We start from the raw sequence: 21,351 nt of genomic DNA, 5'->3' as shown, positions 1-21,351 counted from the left end.
GCCGATGATCTCCGGTGCTTGAATGCGCCTATGACCAGGACCACATTTGCTCGAACCCTGATGGCCGTCGCCGCGGGCTGTGCGGCCGGATTCACCCTCTTGACCGTTCCCGCCCAGGCATCGAACGAGAACCCCCTCGACTGCGCCGGCGTCCCCGGCGCGCAGGCCGCCGCCGACCGCGAGAGCGCCATCCGCGGCATCGCGATCACGCCGTTGTGCTTCAGCGGCGGCCTCTACAGCGGCGTGCACGCCGGCATCCCGCTGGCCGTGCTCAATCCGCTGACCATGCCCGGTACCGCGAGCGTGTGCATCGCGGAACGCGAAACCGTCGAGGCGGCAGCCAGATTCGAATGGACCGACCGAGTCCATGTGATGCCGATGTGCATCCAGAACCGGGCGTTCGGGGTCTACGAGCTGTAGTTCGGCCCCCGCACGGAGCAGTCCGCACGGAGTTTATCCGTGCGGACTTTTTTGCCTCTTGATCTATACGTATACATCTACTTATAGTGGGTCAGACGGAATCCACGGACATCACCGAAACAGACCCACGACGACGGCCCGAAACGAGGGGCACGCCGCTCGTACACCCATGCCCATATGCGCACTGCATTATCGAATCGGAGCGATCGATGACCACCGAACCCCACCCCACGACCACCGACCCGGAGACCGACGGCTTCGCCCCGATCATCGTCAAGGTCGGGCCCGGCGGCGGCCGCACCCAGCGCTTCACCGGCCGACAGGTCGGCGAATCACGTCGGGTGACCCGCAAGGCCATCGACACCGTCCGGGTCTACCTCACCCGTAAGGGCAACTACCTGGTGCACAAGCAGACCTCCGCGTGGGCGGACTACAACGAGCTCGGCGACTGGACCGAGGACTGGAAGAACTGGCGCTCGATCCTCGGCAAGGGCGAGCAGAGCTGGGGCGACTACACCACCGAGGTGGTCGACTCGCTCGACGCGCTGCGCCCGCTCGTCTCGCCGAAGGTCCACCTGATGATCGTCGACCGCGTCCAGCACCCGCTGAACCACGACCTCGACGTCTGATCAGCAGGCCGGGAAAGGACCTACCACCATGTTCGCCAGACTGGGACGCGTCGTCGTTCACCACCCCTGGAAAGTGATCGGCCTCTGGGTGCTCGCGATCGTCGCCGTGTTGTCGACGGCACCGACGCTCACCGCGACCACCGACCAATCCGAGTTCCTGCCTTCGCATTACGAGTCGATTCAGGCGATGACATTGCAGGAGCAAGCATTTCCGCAGTACGCCGCGCCGGCTGCGCTCATCGTGGTGGTTCGCGCGGACGGCGCGGCGCTGACCGAAGCCGACTCTGCCGCGGTCGCCGCGACCGCCGACGCACTCACCGCGCGCGATATCAAGGGCGTCACCGGCCTTCAGGTGACGCCGCCGTCGGACAACCGTCTGGTCCAGGTCATCGCGGTACAGATGACCAAGCTGACCGACGCCGCCGACAAGACACAGGGCGCGGCGGTGAAGAGCCTGCGCGAGCAGCTGCGGGAACAGGTGCGTGACACCGGGTTGAAGGCAGGCATCACCGGAACGGCGGCACAGACCCTCGATCAGACCGAGGAGGGTGAGAAGGGCATGGCGATCATCGGCGTCGCCACGATCGTCCTGATCCTGGTGCTGCTGCTGATCATCTTCCGCAGCCCGGTGATCGCTTTGCTGCCGGTGATCACCATCGGTGCGATCTCGAGCACCGTCAGCGGCCTGATCGCGATGGCCGCCAAGGCATTCGACCTCGATATCGACACCTCGATCAGCGCGATCCTGCTGGTCGTGCTGTTCGGTGTCGGTACGGATTACATCCTGTTCCTGATGTTCCGCTACCGGGAACGGCTGCGGGCAGGCGACGATCCGAAGACCGCGATGGTCAATGCCGTAGCCCGCGTCGGTGAGGCCATCACCTCGGCGGCGGCCGCCGTGATCATCGCCTTCATGGCGCTGACGCTGTCGAGCCTCGGGATGTTCCGGGCGCTGGGTCCGGCGCTGGCGATCGCGGTCGCGGTGGCGCTGCTGGCCGGCCTCACGCTGGTGCCCGCGATCGTCTCGCTGTTGGGCACCAAGGTGTTCTGGCCGTCGAAAGCTTGGCAGGTCGAGCCGCGGGGCGCCCGGTTCGGCGCGATCGGCGCGGCGATGGGCAGGCGCCCCGGCGTGTTCGCCGTTGCCTCCGGCGGCGTACTGGTGGCGTTGGGGGTGTTCGCGATCGGCTTCGATCCGACCTTTGATCTGAGCTCGGGGTCCACCTCCGACGCCTCCGAATCGGTGGTCTTCACCGCCGAGCTGCTCGAGGGCATGCCCGCGGGCGCCACCCAGCCCTCCGATGTGCTGTTGCATTCGCCCGGCGGACCGCTGAGCGATGACCAGCTCACGACCTACCGGACAGCGTTGACCCAGGTCGAGGGCGTCGGGCAGGTCGAGCAGGCGCAGCTGTCACCGGATCGGACCATCGCGAGCTTCCAGGTGACGCTCACCGACACACCGGAATCCGACGCCGCACTCGACACGGTGGCCGGTCCGCTGCGTGAGATCGCGCATCAGGCGGCGCCCGCGGGGGCCACAGCGGCGGTCGGCGGGATGACCGCGATATTCGTGGACTTCAAGGATGCGATGAACCACGACTACGCGATCGTGTTCCCGGTGGCCGCGATCCTGATCATGCTCGTCCTGGCACTGCTGCTGCGCAGTCTCGTCGCCCCCTGGTACCTGATGGCCTCGGTGTTCCTCGGCTTCGCCGCGACGCTCGGTGCGACGGTGCTGGTGTTCCAGCAGATCCAGGGCGAGAACGGCCTGATCTTCACGCTGCCGGTGATCATGTACCTGTTCGTCGTCGCGCTGGGCACCGACTACAACATCCTCATGGTCGCCCGCCTGCGGGAAGAAGCCCGCGAAGGGCACACGCCACGGGAAGCGGCGGCGCTGGCCGTGCGCCACACGGGGCCGACGGTGGCCGCGGCCGGTCTCATCCTGGCGGGCACGTTCGCCTCGATGATGTTGGCGGGCAACAGCACCCTGTCGCAGATGGGCTTCGCCATCTCGGTGGGCATCGCGATCGCCGCGTTCGTCATGGCGCTGTTCTTCACTCCCGCGGTGACCGCGCTGCTCGGGCGCCGCGCGTGGTGGCCCGGCCACGGTGGTGACAGCGACGAGGACACCGAGTCGCGCTGGGCGCGGCACTCCTACGCCGAGAGCTACTACACGCCGCCGACGGAGCACAGCCGCTGACAACGAGCAGTCCGACGCACCACGCGAGGCAGGTCCGCTCCCCGTCGGGAGCGGGCCTGCTCGTCTATCGTTGGGCGGGTGGCCAAGTCTGCGGCGCCCGCGGTCGAACTCTCGGTGGGTGAGCACACGGTGCGGGTCAGCAATCCCGACCGGGTGTACTTTCCCGAGCTCGGCGTGACCAAGCTCGACCTGGCACAGTACTACCTGAGCGTCGGGGACGGGATCGTCAACGCCCTGCGGGATCGGCCCTGCATGCTGCACCGATTCCCCAAAGGTCTCCCTGGCGGAAAGGTGCATCAGAAGCGGGTGCCCGCCGGTGCGCCGGACTGGATTTCGACGGTGCGCGTGCATTTCCCGCGCTACGGCAGGCATGCCGACGAGCTGTGCGTGCGCGAACTCGCGGACGTGATCTGGGCGGTGCAGATGTCCACGGTGGAGTTCCATCCGTGGAATTCGCGGGCTTCCGATACCGAGTCACCCGACGAATGGCGCATCGACCTCGATCCGATGCCGGACTGCTCGTGGTCGCGGGTGCAGCGGGTCGCCGGGGTGGTGCACGAGGTGCTCGACGAGCTCGGGGCGGTCGGCTGGCCGAAGACCTCCGGTGGGTCCGGGCTGCACGTGTATGTGCGGATCGCGCCGGAGTACGGGTTCGGGCAGGTTCGCCGGGCGGCGCTCGCGTTCGCGCAGGAGGTGCAGCGGCGCGCCCCCGAGGATGTGACGACCGCCTGGTGGCGCAAAGACCGCGATCCCGCGCAGCTGTTCGTCGACTACAACCAGAACGCACGCGACCACACCATCGCCGCCGCCTATTCCGTGCGGGGCGTTCCGGAGGCGACCGTGTCGACCCCGGTTCGCTGGACCGAGATCGACGACATCGCCCCGCGCGACTTCACCATCCAGACCGTGCCCGCCCGATACGCCGAGCTCGGCGACCTGCAGGCCGACATGGACCAGGCCGTCTTCGACATCGCTCCCCTGCTGGAACTGGCTGATCGGCACGGCGTCGAGGAACCCGTCGACCTCGACGAATCGTGAGCCGTCCGGGTACGGGGAGGGTGCGGCTGCGCCGTCGACGGCGACGAGGAAGAATCAGAGTCCGGCGACCGTGTGGGGCGCCGATGACAGCGCGCGAGCCGTGCAGTGCGGCGCAAACAGCCGATCGACCCAGGAGGCACCAGTGCAGGATTCCGCGACCACGATCGCGATCGCCCCGGACCAGCCGGCGCCGCGCTTGCTCGAGAAAGCGGTGGTCGGGGCGGGCGCTCGGGTCGGTGAGCTCGCGGAGGCCGACGCACTGATCTGGACCGGCAAACCCGGCGACTTTCCGACGACCCTGCCCGCGTCGGTGCGCTGGGCGCAGTTGCCCGCCGCCGGGATCGAGGACTTCTTCGGCGCCGGGGTGTTCACCGCGCACCCACACGTGCAGTTCACCTCCGCGGCCGGGGCGTTCTCGCACAGTGTCGCCGAGCACGCGCTGATGATGTTGCTGGCCGGGGTGCGGTATCTGCCCGAGCAGTTGCGCGCGACGTCGTGGCAGCAGCGCGAGTTCTTCCCGCACATCGGCTCGCTGCGCGGCAAGACCGTGACGATCGTCGGCGCGGGCGGGATCGGGCGCGCGTTGATCCCGATGCTGGCGCCGCTGGGCGCCCATGTGATCGCGGTGAACCGGTCGGGACGCCCGGTGAGCGGTCACGGCATTCCCGCCGATGTGGAGACGGTGTCCACCGATCAGCTCGCGCGGGTGTGGTCGCACACCGATCATGTGGTGGTCGCGGCACCGGCGACGGCGCAGACCCGCCACCTCATCGGCGCGGACGAACTGGCCAGGCTCAAGCCGTCGTCGTGGGTGATCAATGTGGCCCGTGGCAGCCTGATCGACACCGACGCGCTGGTCGACGCGCTCACCGGCGGGTTGATCGGTGGCGCCGGACTCGATGTCACCGACCCGGAACCGCTGCCCGACGGGCATCCGCTGTGGACGCTGCCGAACGCGATCATCACCCCCCACGATTCGAACCCACCGCAGCTGCGGTTGGCGGCGTTCGCCGATCATGTCGGCGCGAATGTGGCGCGGTTCGTCGCGGGTGAGCCGTTGGAGGCGATCATCGACACCGCGCTGGGTTACTGAGGTACTCAGCGGCGGCAAAAGATTCCATTCGGGTGGATGGGACCTGATCGGCATGCCGGAATTCGATACCGCGGGTTAGGCTGTCCCTCGTCCTGGTTCGGTAAGGATGGGATCGGCAATGGGATGGACCTTCACCGCTGACGAATTCGCGCACGTCTGGCGGGAATCGGGTCAGGATCGCATGCCGTTTCCGCTGCGCGTGCTCGAGTCGCCGCGCACCGAGAACGATGCGGACCGATTGCGCGCGGGACTGCGCGACCGACTACCCGGGGGCGACCCCGACCTGGCCGCCTGCCTGCGGATCATCGCCGAACCGCACGTCAGGGTCGTGCTGGTGGGCGGCGCCCATACTCCCGGCAGCGAAATCCGACTGCTCGCCTGCGCGGTCTACGACCACGCGGTGCTGGTGGTGCAGGATCCGAGCACCCGGCCCGATTACGGTGGCAGCGTGCGTGTTTCGATCGGGCACACCGCGGGGATCGGCGCCCGCGTCGCGGCCTGTCTGCCCGATACACCGCCCGGTCGCGAACCCGCGCGCGAGGCCGCGACCGACGCTGTGCGCGACGAGGAAGCGGTCCTCGCGACCCATCCCGCCGTGCCGCGCATCCAGCGATTATTGCGCAAGCCGCACACCGCCGAGGGCCACATCCGCATCGAAACCGGGCTCGACCGTCCGACGCCGAGTCCGCCGGTGCACTACAGCTGGATCGATGTGGCCAACGATGGTCGATACCTGCTGCGAGCGGGCGAAACCGTGCACGTGGTGCCTGCGTCAACTGGGCAACTCGCGGCACAGTTACAGCGAAGGTTGGTGCCTGCGCACAGTTCACACAGCAGAAGGTCCGGCTAATCTGGACTCCACGCTTCATCTGGAGGGGAGACGCGATGACGATCGAGAGCAGTAGAGCCGAGATCTCCCGGTTCCGCAGTGCCGCCGTGGCGGGGACACTCACATTCGATCCCGATGCCGCACGTCGGTGCGCCGACCTCTACGAACAGCAGGCCGAGCATCTCGCCCAGTTGCGCCAAGGGCTCGAGAATGCCGCCGAGACAGAGGGTTTCGGCGGTTTCGTCTCCGCCCAGCAGTTGCAGGCAGGCTTCGCGCACAAGGCGCGTGACGCCGCCGAACTGCTCGACCGCTACATCGAGGCGGCCTACCGGATGAAAGAGGCGTTCCTGCTCAGCGCCGGCCTCTACGAGGAAGCCGACGCCGCCGCGGCCGCCGCCCTACGCGCGGTCGATACGAGGGTGCGCGGATGAGCACCGACCCCACCTACATCAGTGCGATGGAACATTTCGAATCCATGCCGCACGAACAGATCTACACGCGCGCCCAGCAGATCGACGCCGGCGCCATCCTCGGCGCATCGATGACCTGGCTGGAGACCGCCGCCACTCTCACCGGCTCGATGCCGCTGACCAAATCCGGCGCCGACCGGGTGATCAACGAAACCGGCTGGACCGGAACCGCCGCCGATGCCGCCGCCGCGAGCACCCGCAGCTTCGCCGCCTCCATCGACGAACTCGCCGCGGTGATGGCCGAAGTCGGCGCCCGCCTCGGTGGTGTCGCCGCGGCTGCCGAAGCCGTGAAGCTGGCCGTTGTCGCGCCGGGCGGGTCGGGTCCGATCGGGGCGATCGCCCGCCTGCTCGAGTCCGCGCAGGTGATCGACGCGCAGATGGCGGCCGAGGCGCTGCGCCAGGAAGCTGTGCTGGCGATGAACATGATCTACAAGCCGGCGTATTCGCTTGCCGGAACGGGTGTTCCAGCTTTGCCCATCGCGCCCGGGGAGTCGCAAGCGCCGTCGGGTCGAGGGGGCTCGCCCTCGCAGGGTAATGGGTCGACGCCGAGCCCCGGTACGAGTCCCTCGGCACCACAAGGCAATTCGCCGGAATCGTCGCAGGACCCGGAATCCACTGAGACCCCAGCGCCCGGCACCACTGTGACGCCGGGCGGAGAACCTACAGACCGGACTCCGGCACCGACGGAAAGCCCTGCGCCCCAGAGCTCTACTGCCCCGTCCCCGACTCCGGACACACCTGCTCCGACTACCGAGCCGCCAGCGCCATCTACCGAAGCGCCAGCGCCCACCAGCGAAGCACCCGCACCACCTGCCGAAGTGCCAGCGCCCACCAGCGAAGCACCCGCACCACCCGCTCCCACAACCGAGCCGCCAGCGCCACCCGCCGAAGTGCCAGTGCCTACCGGCGAAGCACCCGCGCCGCCTACCGTAGCGCCCGCTCCGACTACCGAGCCGCCAGCGCCGCCCACTGAAGCGCCCGTACCTACTTCTGAAGCGCCCGCGCCCCCGAGCGAGCCGTCTACCCAAGCGCCCGTGCCGCCTACGGAAGCGCCGGTGCCCGCACCGCCCAGCGAACCGCCCGCTCCACAGAGCCAGGCCCCGACCACTCCGCCGACGAGTTCGCCCAGCGAGACACCCACGCCCCCGCCTTCGTCGCCGAGCCAGCTACCGACACAGCAGGATTCGAATCCGCCTGCCCCGAGGCCGCCGACTGTGGAGGCTCCGCCGACGACGGAAACCCCAGCGCCACCGCCGGTCTCGCCGTCCCCGCAGCCGAACGTGCCACCGCCTACCTCGGAGCAACCGGCTTCCCCCGCCCCGCCCGGTCGGCAAGCGCCACAACCACTTCCGCTGCCAGGCATGCCCGACATGTCCGACCCCGGGGGTCAGCCCGGCGTCACCGGACCGGTTCCAGGGACCGAGGGCCCGGCGGAACCTGTCCGGCCCGCACCACCCACCGACACCGCGCAGCCGGGAGTGGTCCCACCACGGCGGTAGTTCGGCGATGCCGGTCCGTCATCAGGCCGACGCTCCCTGCGCGACCGCGAAGAGTTGGGCTCAGCTTCCGGAGCAAGATGCGCGCTCCGCATTCCTCGTAGCACCGCGGACGAAGGATTCTGCGGCAAATGACGCCGCAGAGCCGCTGCTGTATGCCGCCACCCGGCGCCGATCGCCCACCGGGGCGTCAGCGACGACCCACTCGGGATATCCGGCAAGCACCCCTCGAACGCGGCAGCCGGTCGTCTCGGTGGCGCCATCGCGGGAACCTCCACCGACCCGAGAATCGTGGCCTACTGCGTGCAGGTGCGGGACCTCGTGTGGGAAGCGGCGGTTTCGGTGCGGATCAGACCTTGACGAGGTCGTCGGCGTGGATGACCGGACGCTGCATGGTGTCGGGGAGGTCGGTGGTCGAGCGACCGAGCATGGTGGTGAGTTCGGTGCTGTCGTATTCGATGACACCGCGGGCGACGACCTCGTCGTCGGGGCCGAGCAGATCGACCACATCGCCGCCGAAGAAGCGGCCGCGAATGCCGGTGATGCCTGCCGCCAGCAGCGAATGGCGTTGCGCCACCGCGTCCACCGCGCCCGCGTCGAGCAGCACCGCGCCACGGGGGTCGGCGGCATGCCGGACCCAGAACTTGCGGCCGGACAGGCGGATCGGACGCGCGGCGAAAGCGGTACCCACCAAGCCGTCGGTGAGAGCGGACGAGGCGTCGGCGGCCGAGGCCAACAGGACGGGGATGCCCGCGTCGGCGGCCAGGCGGGCGGCGGAGAGCTTGGAAGCCATGCCGCCGGTGCCGAGCGCACCACCGCTGCCCGCGATGACGCCGTCGAGGTCGGCGCTGCCGCGCACCTCGGGGATGAAGTTGGCGGCGCCTTTGCGCGGGTCACCGTCGTAGAGGCCGGCCACATCCGACAGCAGGATCAGCGCTTCGGCACCCACCAGGTGCGCCACCAGGGCGGCCAGGCGGTCGTTGTCGCCGAAGCGGATCTCCTCGGTGGCGACGGTGTCGTTCTCGTTCACCACCGCGATCGCGCCGAGTGAACGCAACCGGTCGAGGGTGCGCTGGGCGTTGCGGTGATGCTCCCGACGGGCGAAATCGTCGGCGGAGAGCAGGATCTGGCCGACGGTGCGGTCATAGCGCGCGAACGAGGTACCCCAGGCGTGGGCGAGAGCCAACTGGCCGACGCTGGCCGCGGCCTGCTTGGTCGCCAGGTCCTTGGGCCGCTTCGACAGGCCGAGCGGTGCGAGTCCCGCCCCGATCGCGCCCGAGGACACGACCACCACGTCCGACCCCGCCCGCATGCGGGCTTCGACCGCATCGGCCAGCAGATCGAGTCGGCCGGTGTCGAGCCCGCCTTCGAGGCTGGTCAACGCCGACGAACCGATCTTCACCACGACGGTGCGCGCCGACACGATCGCCGCGCGCCCCTGACTCAGCTCCGAACCCACCTGCATCGTCCAACTCCCTGCACCGTGATCACCGAGCTACCTCGCCAACCCATCGCAGTATGCCCATCCAATGGTCTTGTCCGACAGTGAATTTCGCCGAACGCGACCACTCTCACCCTTTTCGTTCACCGTTTTCGTCGAGCAGACCGCGCCGCGCCTGCGAGGCGAGCTTGCGCTCGGCCGCGCCGATACGGTCGTTGGTCTCGAGCCGCAGGTCGGTACCGCGGCCGGTCGGCTGCATATCCACACCCGCCGAGATCATCGGCTCCCATTCGAAGGTGACACCGGCGATGGTGACCGGGCAACCCGGCTGCGCGCCCTGCTTGACCAGCTCGGCTTCGACACCGAGGCGAGCCAAGCGGTCGGCCAGGTAGCCGACGGCCTCGTCGTTGTTGAAATCGGTCTGCCGGATCCAGCGCTCGGGGCGAGTGCCGCGCACGATGAAGCCACCGGCTTCCTCCGGGTCGGCGATGACGCTGAAACCGGTCTCGTCGGTCGCGATCGGGCGGATGATGGTGCGCTTGGGCGCGGCCTTGGGGTGATCCTCGCGATACTGACGAACCATGTCGGCCAGCGCGAAAGTCAACGGGCGCAGGCCCGCGCGGCTCACGGCGGAGATCTCGAACACCGGCCAGCCACGTTCGGCGAACTCGGCCGACACCATGTCGGCCAGCTCGGCCGCATCGGGCACGTCGGTCTTGTTGAGGATCACCACGCGCGGGCGGTCGGCCAGATCGCCGAGGCTGGCGTCACCGGACAAAGCGGGCTTGTAGGCGGCGAGCTCGGCTTCGAGCGCGTCGACGTCGGAGACCGGGTCGCGGCCGGGTTCCAGGGTCGCGCAGTCGACGACGTGGGCGAGCACCGCGCAGCGTTCGATGTGGCGCAGGAAGTCCAGGCCGAGGCCGCGGCCTTCGCTGGCGCCGGGGATCAGGCCGGGCACGTCGGCGATGGTGAAGGTCGTGTCACCGGACAGCACGACGCCCAGGTTGGGTACCAGCGTGGTGAACGGATAATCGGCGATCTTCGGCTTCGCCGCGGACAGCACCGAGACCAGTGACGACTTGCCCGCGGACGGGAAACCGACCAGCCCGACGTCGGCGACCGACTTCAGCTCGAGAACGACATCGACCTCGTCGCCCTCTTCACCGAGCAGCGCGAAACCGGGCGCCTTGCGGGCCTTCGACGCCAGCGAGGCGTTGCCGAGGCCACCGCGGCCGCCACGGGCGATGATGAATCGGTTGCCCGCGCCGACGAGGTCGCAGACCACCTTGCCGTCGTCATCGACGACGACCGTGCCGTCGGGGACCTGCAGCACCAGATCGGCGCCGTTCTTGCCCTCGCGGTTGCTGCCCTCGCCCGGCTTGCCGTTGCCTGCCTTGGCGTTGGGGTGGAAGTGGAAATCGAGCAGGGTGTGGACGTTGGCGTCGACCTCCAGGATCACGTCGCCACCGCTGCCGCCGTTGCCGCCGTCGGGCCCGCCGAGCGGCTTGAACTTCTCACGATGCACCGAGGCGCAACCGTGTCCACCTCTACCGGCACGAACATGCAGCACGACGCGGTCGATGAATTTGGACATGGGTTGATCCTCCTCCTTCTGACTTGTCGTTTTCGGTAAGGGTGGACGAACACGACAGAGCGGGTCAGGAAATCCCTGACCCGCTCTGGTGTCCGTGGGGAGCGAAAGCTCCAGGCGGTCAGGCCTGGACCGGCTCCGGTACAACGATGTTCACGGTCTTGCGGCCACGCTTGGTGCCGAACTCGACCGCGCCCGCCTCGAGGGCGAACAGCGTGTCGTCGCCACCACGGCCGACGTTCACGCCCGGGTGGAAGTGGGTTCCACGCTGACGGACCAGGATCTCGCCCGCGCTGACCTTCTGGCCGCCGAAACGCTTCACGCCGAGGCGCTGGGCGTTCGAATCGCGGCCGTTCCGGGAGCTGGATGCGCCCTTCTTATGTGCCATTGCTTCGTCTCCTCGGGAAAATTCTTACTTGATGCCGGTGACCTTGATGACCGTCAGCGGCTGACGGTGACCCTGGCGCTTGTGGTAGCCGGTCTTGTTCTTGAACTTGTGGATCCGGATCTTCGGGCCCTTGGTCTGGTCGATGACCTCAGCGGCCACGGAGATCTTGGCCAGCTTGTCGGCGTCGGTGGTCAGATCGGCGCCGTCGACGACGAGAACCGGGGTCAGCGCCACGGCGGTGCCGACGGGACCCTCGATCTTCTCGACCTTCACCAGGTCACCGACCGCGACCTTGTACTGCTTTCCGCCGGTCTTGACGATTGCGTACGCTGCCATCGGTCGGCTTCCTCCACTCACATTGGTCCTGCACATGTCCACGCCGCAGCTGCGACGCGTATTCCTGGGCTCATCCCCGCAGAGCGGGGGAAGAACGTTTGCTGCCTGCGGTATACACCCGGCCTGTTCGGCCAGATGCTCAATCACTGGGCAGCGACCGACCTAGGTTACCAGAGCGGTATCCACTCCCCCAATTCGGCCGGTCAGGGCCCGAATCGGGAGCTTGCGTGCGCGGGGTGATCCGCGCACGCAAGCGTCGGGCTATTTCGATTCGGCGGCCGGAGCGCCCGCGGGACGGCCCACGGCGCGACGGCGCGGCTTGCGTTCCGGGATGACCACCGGCTCCGCGGCGAAGTCCACGACAGCCGCTGCGGGCGGCTGTTCGTTCGCCGACAGGACGAACACGGCTCCCGCGCTGTCCGGTGCGGGCGCCGCCGTCGACCGGGCTACGCGACGCCTACGAGGCGCCCGCGGCGCGGGTTCCTCGGCGACCGGAGCCGATTCTGGCTCCGGTGTCTCGACGACCGCGGCCGGTTCGGGCTGCGGGGTCTCCACGGCCACGGCCGGTTCGGGCTGCGGGGTCTCCACGACCGGAGTCTCGGCGGCGGCCTCGGCGGGCGCCGAGCTCACCGCTTCCTCCTCGACCTCGGCGGCCTCGGGTTCGGTCTCGCCGGAGATGACCCCGGTGAGCGGACCCTCGGTGCTCTGCTCGGTGTTCGCGGCAGCGGCGCCACGACCCGCCCGGCGCGAGCGCGAGCGCGAACGCGACCTGGTCGGCTCGGCGGGCGCTTCCTCGACGGCCTCGGTGTGCTCGTCGCTGTGCTCGTCGTCGTGATGGCCTGCCATCGCGAGCACGACCGGGTGGGCGCGCTTGACCGCGATGTCCTCTTCGGCGTGTTCGGCGGCCGGTGCGGTGCCGTTGGTCGCCGGGGCGGCGGTGGTGGCCGGCTTGTCGCGATCCTTGCCGCGGCGACGGCGCGAACCGCTCTCCTTCGACCTCGGCTCCTCGACGCCGGACCCGGAGTCCACCGGGTAGGAGTGCACGAGAATGCCGCGACCGTGGCAGTGCTCACAGGTGGTGGAGAACGCCTCGACCAGTCCGGTGCCCAGCTTCTTGCGGGTCATCTGGACCAGGCCCAGCGAGGTGACCTCCGAAACCTGGTGGCGGGTGCGGTCGCGTCCGAGTGCCTCGGTGAGACGACGCAGCACCAGGTCACGGTTGGATTCGAGGACCATGTCGATGAAGTCGACGACGATCATGCCGCCGATATCGCGCAGCCGCATCTGGCGCACGATCTCTTCGGCCGCTTCCAGGTTGTTCTTGGTGACGGTCTCTTCGAGGTTCGACGAGCCCGAGCCGGTGAACTTGCCGGTGTTGACGTCGACGACGGTCATCGCCTCGGTGCGGTCGATCACCAGGGTGCCGCCCGAGGGCAGCCACACCTTGCGATCGAGCGCCTTGGCCAGCTGCTCGTCGATCCGGTAGGCATCGAACACGTCGACGCCGTTGTTCTCGTGCCGGTTGACCCGTCCGAGCAGGTCGGGCGCCACGGTGCGGACGTAGGTCTCGACGGTGCTCCACGCGCGCTCACCCTCGATGACCAGCTTGGCGAAGTCCTCGTTGAACAGGTCGCGGATGACCTTGACCAGCATGTCGGGCTCTTCGTAGAGCGCCTTCGGTGCGTTGGTCTCCTTGGCGGCGGCCTCTTCGATGGTGCGCCAGGCCGCCTGCAGCCGCTCGACGTCGCGAGCCAGCTCGGGCTCGCTGACGCCCTCGGACGCGGTCCGGATGATCACACCGGCGTCGGACGGGACGATCTCGCGCAGAATCTCCTTGAGACGCTTGCGCTCGGTGTCGGGCAGCTTGCGGCTGATCCCGGTCGATGTGCCACCGGGCACGTACACCAGGAAGCGACCGGCGAGGGAGATCTGGGTGGTCAAGCGGGCGCCCTTGTGCCCGACCGGGTCCTTGGACACCTGCACCAGCACCTGATCGCCGGGCTTGAGCGCCTGCTCGATCTTGCGCTCACGACCACCGAGACCGGCGGCCTCCCAGTTCACCTCACCGGCGTAGAGCACACCGTTGCGGCCGCGGCCGATGTCGATGAACGCCGCCTCCATGCTGGGCAGCACGTTCTGCACCTTGCCGAGGTAGACATTGCCCACCATCGACGCCTGACCGGAACTGGTCACGAAGTGCTCGACGAGGATGTTGTCCTCCAGGACCGCCACCTGGGTGGTGGTCTGGTGGCCCGGTGCGTGTTCGGCGGGGTCGAACGCCTTCTCGCGCACGACCATCACCCGGTCGACCGCCTCGCGGCGGGCCAGGAACTCCGACTCGGTCAGGATCGGCGGACGGCGACGCCCGGCCTCCCGGCCGTCACGGCGGCGCTGACGCTTGGCCTCCAGGCGGGTGGAGCCGGAGATGCCCTGCACTTCGTCGGGGTTGTTCGCGCTGGAACGTTCGCGACGCTTGTTTCGGGGTTCGCGCTCGTGCACGACGGTGTTCGGCGGATCGTCTTCGGTGGCCGCCTCGGCGTCGCCGGACTCACCACCGACCTTGCGACGGCGACGACGACGGCGACGACGGCTCGCGCCATCGGAGGATCCGTCTTCGTCATCGGTCTCGGATTCGGTGTCGTCGGCCTGTTCGGCCTCGGCGCCGACCTGCTCGGCCGGCTGCTCGGCCTCGTCGGTGTCGTCGTCATCGGCGTCGGACTCGTTGTCCTCGCCGTCGGCGGACTGCTCGCCGCGACCGCGACCACGGCCACGACGACCACGACGACGGCGGCGCGGCTGGCCGTCGGCGTCGTTGTCACCGGACTGATCGGCGGACTCGTCGTCGGCCTCGGCTTCGGGCTCCTCGGCCTTCGGCGCGACGGGCTGCTCGTCGACCGGCGGTGCGGCGGGCTCTTCGGTCTTCTTGGGGGTCCGCTCGGCGCGACGGCGCTTGCGGGCCTCCTCGGCGGCGGTGGCGTCCGGCGGGAGGAACAGCGGCATGCCCACCGAGGCGGGCGCCTCGAAGGTGACCGGCTCGGCCTGCGCGGGGCTCTCGGACACCCGGTGGGTGAACAGATCGGTGTGCGCGTCGTCGCGCATCGCGGCGAACACCTCGTCGGTGCGCGCGACGTGCGGCGCGGAGAACAGCGACGCGGGCGCCGCGGAAGTGTCGGCCGGCTGCTCGGCGACGGGTGTGGACGCGGCGCGCTTCTTCGCGCGCGTAGTCGGTGCTGGTGCTTCGTCGGGAGCGCCGGGTTCGGCGTCAGCCGCGGCGATCGCGTCACGCACCGTTTCGGCGACCGAGCGGTCGACATTGGATTGCACGCTGCGCGCCTCGGCGCCCAACTCGGCCAGTTTGGCCAGGATGCGTTTGCTGGTCACTCCCAACCGTTTGGCCAGTGCATGAACTCGAATTCGCTCCGGCAATTGATCGGCATCCTGTTGTGTTGTGTCCAGCGGCTCTTTTTCGGCCACGAAGTCTCCTCGGGCCCCCGGGCGCGTCCTTCCCCGGTACGGGAGTGACGCGGCCGACGCGGGGGCATCGTCCGTGCACCTCGTACCCGATGGTACGAGGGTCATCTGGTCTCGCCCCGCGTGTCCGGTCGCACCTTGATCGATCGTCTGGCGCGCCAACCGGTCACACGGCGCCTGGCTGTACGGCGTGGCACCGCGCTTTCGAGCGCTCATCCAGCGTGCCGGTGCGGGCAACCCCAGCAACAGGGCCGTCCGTGGCAGCGATGATCGGCATCAACCGCGGTGTCAATCCGGTCATGTCCGCCGCCGCGTCACGTACCTGCGCGACAGGTCGGCGTCGAACACATCCATAGTCAGTATCCCATACGGTTCGCGCGGAGATCGCCATCGGCGCAACTCACGCGAACTCCGCCCCGCTCGCGGCCGTTGTTCATCCGGCGGATCCAGCGAGCGAGGGCGACCCGGCCGAGCGGAGTTCGATACCGCCTGACCGGGTGTCCTACTACCTTCGGTGCGCTACTGACCGCTGCGGGTCAGGCGGGAAATTCGGGGAACCAGAGGGCGATCTCGCGCTTGGCGGACTCGGGCGAGTCGGATCCGTGGACCAGGTTGAACTGGGTCTCCAGGCCGAAGTCGCCGCGGATGGTGCCGGGCACGGCCTTCTCCACCGGGTCGGTGCCACCGGCGAGCTGACGGAACGCCGCGATCGCGCGCGGGCCCTCGAGGATGGCCGCGACGACCGGGCCGGAGGTGATGAATTCGATGAGCGAGCCGAAGAAGGGCCGCTCGGCATGTTCGGCGTAGTGCTCGGCCGCGAGTTCCGCGGACACGTTCTTCAGCTCCAGCGCCTGGAAAATGAGGCCCTTGCGCTCGATGCGCGCGAGGATCTCGCCGGTGAGGCCACGGGAGACACCGTCCGGCTTGATGAGTACCAACGTCTGCTCAGTCACGGGGTAACCCTAGCGTCGGCCGTGTCGGCACGCCGATCGGGCCCTCGAGCGGTCAGGACTTGGTGCCCATTCGCTGACTGGGGAGTAGGCCTGCGTACCAGCAACCGTCAGGACTTCGTATGCATTCGCTGACTGGGGAGTAGACCTGCGTACCAGCAACCGTCAGGACTTCGTATGCATTCGCTGGCTGGGGAGTAGGCCTGCGTCCATGCGGCGCTGGACGTCCGAGCGCAGGACGAGGATGAATGCCCAGACCGCGATGAACACCACCGCGATGACGCCGATCGAGAGGTGGATGAACGCGCCCGCGAGCAGCAACACCTGCAGACCCAGGTTGAACGGGATCGCCCACGGCTTACGCTGCACCCCCGCGCCGAGAATCATCAGCACCGAGAGCACCACGAGGTAGGTCCCGGAGAACCAGGTGACGCCGCCGCCGACATCGGCGACCACCGGCAGCGCCAGCAGGACCACGATCGCCTCGAGGATCAACGTCCCCGCCATGACTCCGCGCAGACCCTTCCACGGATCGTTGGCGGGAGGAGGCACTTCACTCATGCCGGAGCCTTTCCGAACAGGGCGCGCGCGGCGCCCGCGGTGACGACCGACCCGGTGACCACCACGCCGGCGCCGGAGATCACATCGCCCTCGTCGCCCGCCTGCTCGGCCAGCGCGATCGCCGACTCCAGCGCGTCGGGCAGGGTGTCGGCGGTGATCACTCGCTCGTCGCCGAAGCGCTGCACGGCCAGGTCGGCCAGTGCGTCCACATCCATGGCCCGCGGTGAACCGTTGCTGGTGACGACGATTTCGTCGAAGACCGGCTCGAGCGCGTCGAGAATCCCGGCGGCGTCCTTGTCGGCGAGCACCGCGACCACTCCGACCAGCTTGCGGAAGTCGAACTCGCCGGTGAGCGTCGCGGCCAGCGCCTGCGCACCCGCCGGGTTGTGGGCGGCGTCGACGAAGATGGTCGGCGCGTTGCGCATCCGTTCCATCCGCCCCGGGCTCGACACTGTCGCGAAACCGGTTCGCACGGCCTCGATATCGAGCTGGCGATCCGCGCCAGCGCCGAAGAACGCCTCCACCGCGGCCAGCGCCAGCGCCGCGTTGCGGGCCTGGTGCTGGCCGTGCAGCGGTAGGAAGATCTCGTCGTAGACCCCGCCGAGTCCCTGCAGGGTGAGCAGCTGTCCGCCGACGGCGACGCCGCGTTCCAGCACCCGGAACTCCGCGCCCTCGCGGGCCACCGCGGCGTCCTCGGCCACGGCCCGGCGCAGCAGCACGTCCATCACCTCGGGCGCCTGCTCGGCGATGACCGCGACGGTGTCGGTGGGGATCAGCGCCTCGGGAGCGCGCTTGATGATCCCGGCCTTCTCCTTGGCGATCGACTCGAGGTCGGGGCCGAGGTAGTCGGTGTGATCGAGGCCGATCGGGGTGATCACCGCGACCTGGGCGTGGATCACATTGGTGGCGTCCCAGGTGCCGCCCATGCCGGTTTCCACGACCGCCACGTCGACCGGCGCCTCGGCGAACGCGGCGTAGGCCATGCCGGTGAGCACCTCGAACTTGCTCATCGCCGGGCCGTCGGATTCGGCGGAGCGCTGGTCGATCATGCCGATATAGGGCGCGAGCTCGTGATAGGTCGCCACATAGTCGGCCGGCGAGATCGGCGCGTTGTCGATGCTGATCCGCTCGGTCGCCAGCTGTAGGTGCGGGCTGGTGATCCGGCCGGTGCGCCGGTGCAGCGCGGTGAGCAGGGCGTCGATCATCCTGGTCACCGAGGTCTTGCCGTTGGTGCCCGCGATGTGGATCGCCGGATAGTTGTTCTGCGGGTTGCCCAGCAGATCCATCAGGGTGGCGATCCTGGTGAGCGACGGTTCGATCTTGGTTTCGGGCCAGCGCTTGTCGAGTTCGGCCTCGACCAGGGCCATCTCGGCGAGGTCGACCGGCGACGGCCCGGTACCGAGCTGGGCCGCCGTGTAGTCGGTGCCGCCGAAGTCGGCGTCTTCGGGGTCGAGGTCGCCGGGGCCCGTGTCGCTCACTTGGCGCTCAGCTCCGCCAGGCGGGCGCCGATGCGCGTGACTTCGGCCGCGGCCACGTCACGTCGCCCGGTGATCTTGTCGACCACCGGCTGCGGCGCCTTGGCCAGGAAGGCCTCGTTGCCGAGTTTCGCCGTGGTGGTGTCGAGGTCCTTCTGCGCGGCCGCGAGGTCCTTCTCCAGCCTGCGACGCTCGGCGTCGAGGTCGATCGCGCCGGAGGTGTCGAGCTGCACGGTGACGGTCGCGCCGGACAGCCGGACCTGCACTTCGGCGGTGGTGGCGAAGTCGTCGCCCGGTTCAGTGAGACGGGCCAGATTCGCCACCGAGTCGGCGAACCCGCCGAGCCCGGCCTCGTCGATTCCGACGAGGGTGGCCTTCACCTTCTGCTTGTCGGCCAGCCCCTGATCGCCGCGGAACCGGCGGATCTCGGTGATCAGCCGCTGCGTATCGGCCACCCGCTGAGCCGCGACTTCGTCGGTGGCGATGCCACCGGCCTGCGGCCACGGGGCGATCACCAACGATTCGCCGCCGGTGAGCGCCTTCCACAGCGTCTCGGTGACGAACGGGATCACCGGGTGCAGCAGGCGCAGCACCGCGTCGAGCACACTGCCGAGCACCACCGCGGTGCTCTCGGCGCGCGCGTCGGACTCGGCGAACTGCACCTTGGACAGCTCCAGGTACCAGTCGCACAGCTCGTCCCACGCGAAGTGGTAGAGCGCCTCGCAGGCCTTACCGAATTCGTAGGCGTCGAAGGCGGTGTCGACCTCGGCGCGCACCGCGTCGAGCCGGTCGATGATCCAGCGGTCGGCGTCGGTGAGGGTCTCGCGCGAGGGCACCTCGCCGGTGCGCGCGCCGTTCATCAGCGCGAACTTGGTGGCGTTGAACAGCTTGGTGACGAAGCTGCGCGAGGCCAGCGCGTGCGCGTCGCCGACGGACAGATCGCCGCCGGGCTGGGCGCCGCGGGCCAGGGTGAAGCGCAGGGCGTCGGCGCCGTAGGAGTTGATCCAGTCGAGCGGGTCGATGCCGTTGCCGCGCGACTTCGACATCTTCTTGCCGTGCTGGTCGCGGATCAGGCCGTGCAGGAACACGTCTTCGAACGGGACCTGCTTCTGGGCGCCCTTCCCGGCGGTGAGCACCGGATCGTCGCTGACGTACATGCCGAACATCATCATCCGGGCCACCCAGAAGAACAGGATGTCGTAACCGGTGACGAGCACGCTGGTGGGATAGAACTTCGACAGCTCGGGGGTCGAGTCGGGCCAGCCCATCGTGGAGAAGGGCCACAGGCCCGAGGAGAACCAGGTGTCGAGGACGTCGGGGTCCTGCACCCAGCCCTCCGGCGCTTCCTCGCCGGGGCCCAGGCACACGATCTCGCCTTCGGGTCCGTACCAGATCGGGATGCGGTGGCCCCACCACAGCTGCCGCGAGATGCACCAGTCGTGCATGTTGTCGACCCAGTCGAACCAGCGCGGTTCCTGGCTGGCCGGGTGGATCTTCACATCGCCTTCGCGCACGGCGTCGCCCGCGGCCTTGGCCAGGGTGTCGACCTTGACCCACCACTGCATCGACAGGCGCGGCTCGATCGGCTCGCCGGAGCGCTCGGAGTGCCCGACCTGATGCTTGTAGGGGAACTTGCGGCCGACGATGCGACCTTCGGCCTCGAGACGCTCGCGGATCTTCACGCGAGCCTCGAAGCGGTCCATGCCGTCGAATTCGGTTCCGCTGTCGGCGATCCGGCCGGACTTGTCCATGATCGTCGGCATCGGCAGGCCGTGGCGCAGGCCGAGTTCGAAGTCGTTGGGGTCGTGTGCCGGGGTGATCTTCACTGCACCGGAACCGAATTCGGGGTCGACGTAGTCGTCGGCGACGATCGGGATCTGGCGACCGGTGATCGGGTGGTAGAGCGTGGTGCCGATCAGCGCCTTGTACCGCTCGTCGTCCGGGTGGACCGCGACGGCGGTGTCGCCGAGCATCGTCTCCACGCGGGTGGTGGCCACGATCACGTGCGGTTCGTCGTCGTTCAGCGAACCGAACCGCATGCTCACGAGCTCGCCGTCGACCTCCTTGTGGTCGACCTCGAGGTCGGAGATGCCGGTCTGCAGCACCGGCGACCAGTTCACCAGGCGCTCGGCGCGGTAGATCAGGCCCGAGTCGTAGAGCCGCTTGAAGATCGTCTGCACGGCGCGCGAGAGGCCGTCGTCCATCGTGAAGCGGTCGCGGCTCCAGTCGACGCCGTCACCGAGGCGACGCATCTGCCCCTGGATCTGCCCGCCGGATTCGCGCTTCCAGTCCCACACCTTGTCGATGAACAACTCACGCCCGAAGTCCTCCTTGGACTTCCCGTCGACGGCGAGTTGCTTCTCCACCACCGTCTGCGTGGCGATACCCGCGTGGTCCATGCCCGGCAGCCACAGCACCTCGTAGCCCTGCATCCGCTTGCGGCGGGTGAGCAGGTCCATGATCGTGTGGTCGAGCGCGTGGCCCATGTGCAAGGTGCCGGTGACGTTCGGCGGCGGCAGCACGATCGAGTACGGCGGCTTGCCGGAGGAGGCGTCGGCGGCGAAGTATCCGGCGTTTACCCAGCCCTCGTACAGGTCGGCCTCTACCTCGCTGGGGTTCCAGCTCTTGGGCAGGGCATCGGCACGATTACGCGAGTTGTCAGGGGCTGCGCTGGTCACGTCCCAATCCTAAGGGGAGCGGCAACCAGCTTTTTCCCCGCCTACCCGAGGACAAGAAAAGACGGAATCTTCGGTGGATGAGGGACACCGAAGACTCCGCCTACAGCACTGATCCTACCGGCGATTAACCCCGCCGAGCGGAATCCATATGGAATTCTCAGCTTCTACACCGCACTGGTCGGCAAGGCTTGTGACGCGCCACGACGACACGCGGAAACCCTTGTCCCCCAAGCCTGGAACCCGAAAAATCCGGGTAACCACGGATTGCCGTTTTGTCCGTTTTAC

17 protein-coding genes are annotated in these 21,351 nt (G+C 68.6%); 7 read left to right on the top strand and 10 right to left on the bottom strand.

Annotated features, from left to right (window positions below):
- Nucleotides 1-30 precede the first annotated feature (30 nt).
- The 7 genes from QX204_RS05350 to QX204_RS05320 all read left to right on the top strand — a co-directional run bounded on the left by QX204_RS05350 (nt 31) and on the right by QX204_RS05320 (nt 6,640).
- Entirely contained in the window at nt 31-420 is a 390-nt protein-coding gene (locus tag QX204_RS05350; protein ID WP_245661366.1) for a hypothetical protein, read from the top strand.
- 209 nt (nt 421-629) lie between these two features.
- A complete protein-coding gene (locus QX204_RS05345) occupies nt 630-1,049 on the top strand; it encodes an EXLDI protein (protein WP_301905466.1) in 420 nt (139 codons plus the stop codon).
- 28 nt (nt 1,050-1,077) lie between these two features.
- Nucleotides 1,078-3,249: an MMPL family transporter gene (locus tag QX204_RS05340; protein WP_301905465.1), complete on the top strand. Its 2,172-nt coding sequence runs from the start codon at nt 1,078-1,080 to the stop codon at nt 3,247-3,249.
- A gap of 78 nt (nt 3,250-3,327) precedes the next feature.
- The gene (gene ligD / locus QX204_RS05335; RefSeq protein ID WP_301905464.1) at nt 3,328-4,287 is read left to right on the top strand and encodes a non-homologous end-joining DNA ligase; all 960 of its coding nucleotides are present in this window, start codon (nt 3,328-3,330) and stop codon (nt 4,285-4,287) included.
- Nucleotides 4,288-4,429: 142 nt separating this feature from the next.
- Nucleotides 4,430-5,380 (top strand): D-isomer specific 2-hydroxyacid dehydrogenase family protein, encoded by a 951-nt coding sequence (locus tag QX204_RS05330; RefSeq protein WP_301905463.1) that lies wholly within the window; start codon nt 4,430-4,432, stop codon nt 5,378-5,380.
- A gap of 118 nt (nt 5,381-5,498) precedes the next feature.
- Nucleotides 5,499-6,230, top strand: coding sequence for an ESX secretion-associated protein EspG (locus QX204_RS05325; RefSeq protein ID WP_301905462.1), 732 nt, complete (start codon nt 5,499-5,501; stop codon nt 6,228-6,230).
- Between the two features lie 35 nt (nt 6,231-6,265).
- The gene (locus QX204_RS05320) at nt 6,266-6,640 is read left to right on the top strand and encodes a hypothetical protein (protein WP_301905461.1); all 375 of its coding nucleotides are present in this window, start codon (nt 6,266-6,268) and stop codon (nt 6,638-6,640) included.
- A 61-nt stretch (nt 6,641-6,701) separates the two neighbouring features.
- Here the strand turns inward: QX204_RS05320 and QX204_RS05315 are convergent, their stop codons facing one another.
- The 10 genes from QX204_RS05315 to QX204_RS05270 all read right to left on the bottom strand — a co-directional run bounded on the left by QX204_RS05315 (nt 6,702) and on the right by QX204_RS05270 (nt 21,066).
- On the bottom strand, nt 6,702-7,103 hold the full coding sequence (locus QX204_RS05315; RefSeq protein ID WP_301905460.1) for a hypothetical protein: 402 nt from the start codon (nt 7,101-7,103) through the stop codon (nt 6,702-6,704).
- A gap of 1,421 nt (nt 7,104-8,524) precedes the next feature.
- Nucleotides 8,525-9,640: a glutamate 5-kinase gene (gene proB / locus QX204_RS05310; protein WP_301905459.1), complete on the bottom strand. Its 1,116-nt coding sequence runs from the start codon at nt 9,638-9,640 to the stop codon at nt 8,525-8,527.
- A 106-nt stretch (nt 9,641-9,746) separates the two neighbouring features.
- Nucleotides 9,747-11,210, bottom strand: a complete 1,464-nt coding sequence (gene obgE / locus QX204_RS05305; protein ID WP_301905458.1) for a GTPase ObgE — start codon at nt 11,208-11,210, stop codon at nt 9,747-9,749.
- Nucleotides 11,211-11,328: 118 nt separating this feature from the next.
- Entirely contained in the window at nt 11,329-11,595 is a 267-nt protein-coding gene (gene rpmA, locus QX204_RS05300; RefSeq protein WP_056821498.1) for a 50S ribosomal protein L27, read from the bottom strand.
- 24 nt (nt 11,596-11,619) lie between these two features.
- The gene (rplU, locus tag QX204_RS05295) at nt 11,620-11,931 is read right to left on the bottom strand and encodes a 50S ribosomal protein L21 (protein ID WP_056821499.1); all 312 of its coding nucleotides are present in this window, start codon (nt 11,929-11,931) and stop codon (nt 11,620-11,622) included.
- A 261-nt stretch (nt 11,932-12,192) separates the two neighbouring features.
- Nucleotides 12,193-15,405: a translation initiation factor IF-2 N-terminal domain-containing protein gene (locus QX204_RS05290; RefSeq protein WP_301905457.1), complete on the bottom strand. Its 3,213-nt coding sequence runs from the start codon at nt 15,403-15,405 to the stop codon at nt 12,193-12,195.
- A gap of 533 nt (nt 15,406-15,938) precedes the next feature.
- Nucleotides 15,939-16,355: a nucleoside-diphosphate kinase gene (ndk, locus tag QX204_RS05285; RefSeq protein WP_056821502.1), complete on the bottom strand. Its 417-nt coding sequence runs from the start codon at nt 16,353-16,355 to the stop codon at nt 15,939-15,941.
- Between the two features lie 162 nt (nt 16,356-16,517).
- Nucleotides 16,518-16,913: a DUF4233 domain-containing protein gene (locus QX204_RS05280; protein ID WP_301905456.1), complete on the bottom strand. Its 396-nt coding sequence runs from the start codon at nt 16,911-16,913 to the stop codon at nt 16,518-16,520.
- Nucleotides 16,910-18,280, bottom strand: coding sequence for a bifunctional tetrahydrofolate synthase/dihydrofolate synthase (locus tag QX204_RS05275; RefSeq protein ID WP_301907912.1), 1,371 nt, complete (start codon nt 18,278-18,280; stop codon nt 16,910-16,912). Before QX204_RS05275 ends, QX204_RS05280 begins: the two co-directional genes overlap by 4 nt.
- Before the next feature lie 107 nt (nt 18,281-18,387).
- The gene (locus QX204_RS05270) at nt 18,388-21,066 is read right to left on the bottom strand and encodes a valine--tRNA ligase (protein WP_301905455.1); all 2,679 of its coding nucleotides are present in this window, start codon (nt 21,064-21,066) and stop codon (nt 18,388-18,390) included.
- Nucleotides 21,067-21,351: the final 285 nt, after the last annotated feature.

Source organism: Nocardia sp. PE-7, from assembly GCF_030486425.1.
In the GTDB taxonomy this organism is placed as follows: Bacteria; Actinomycetota; Actinomycetes; order Mycobacteriales; family Mycobacteriaceae; genus Nocardia; species Nocardia salmonicida_A.
Note: the sequence above shows the minus strand (reverse complement) of the source record. Positions and strands in the feature narration are given on the sequence as shown.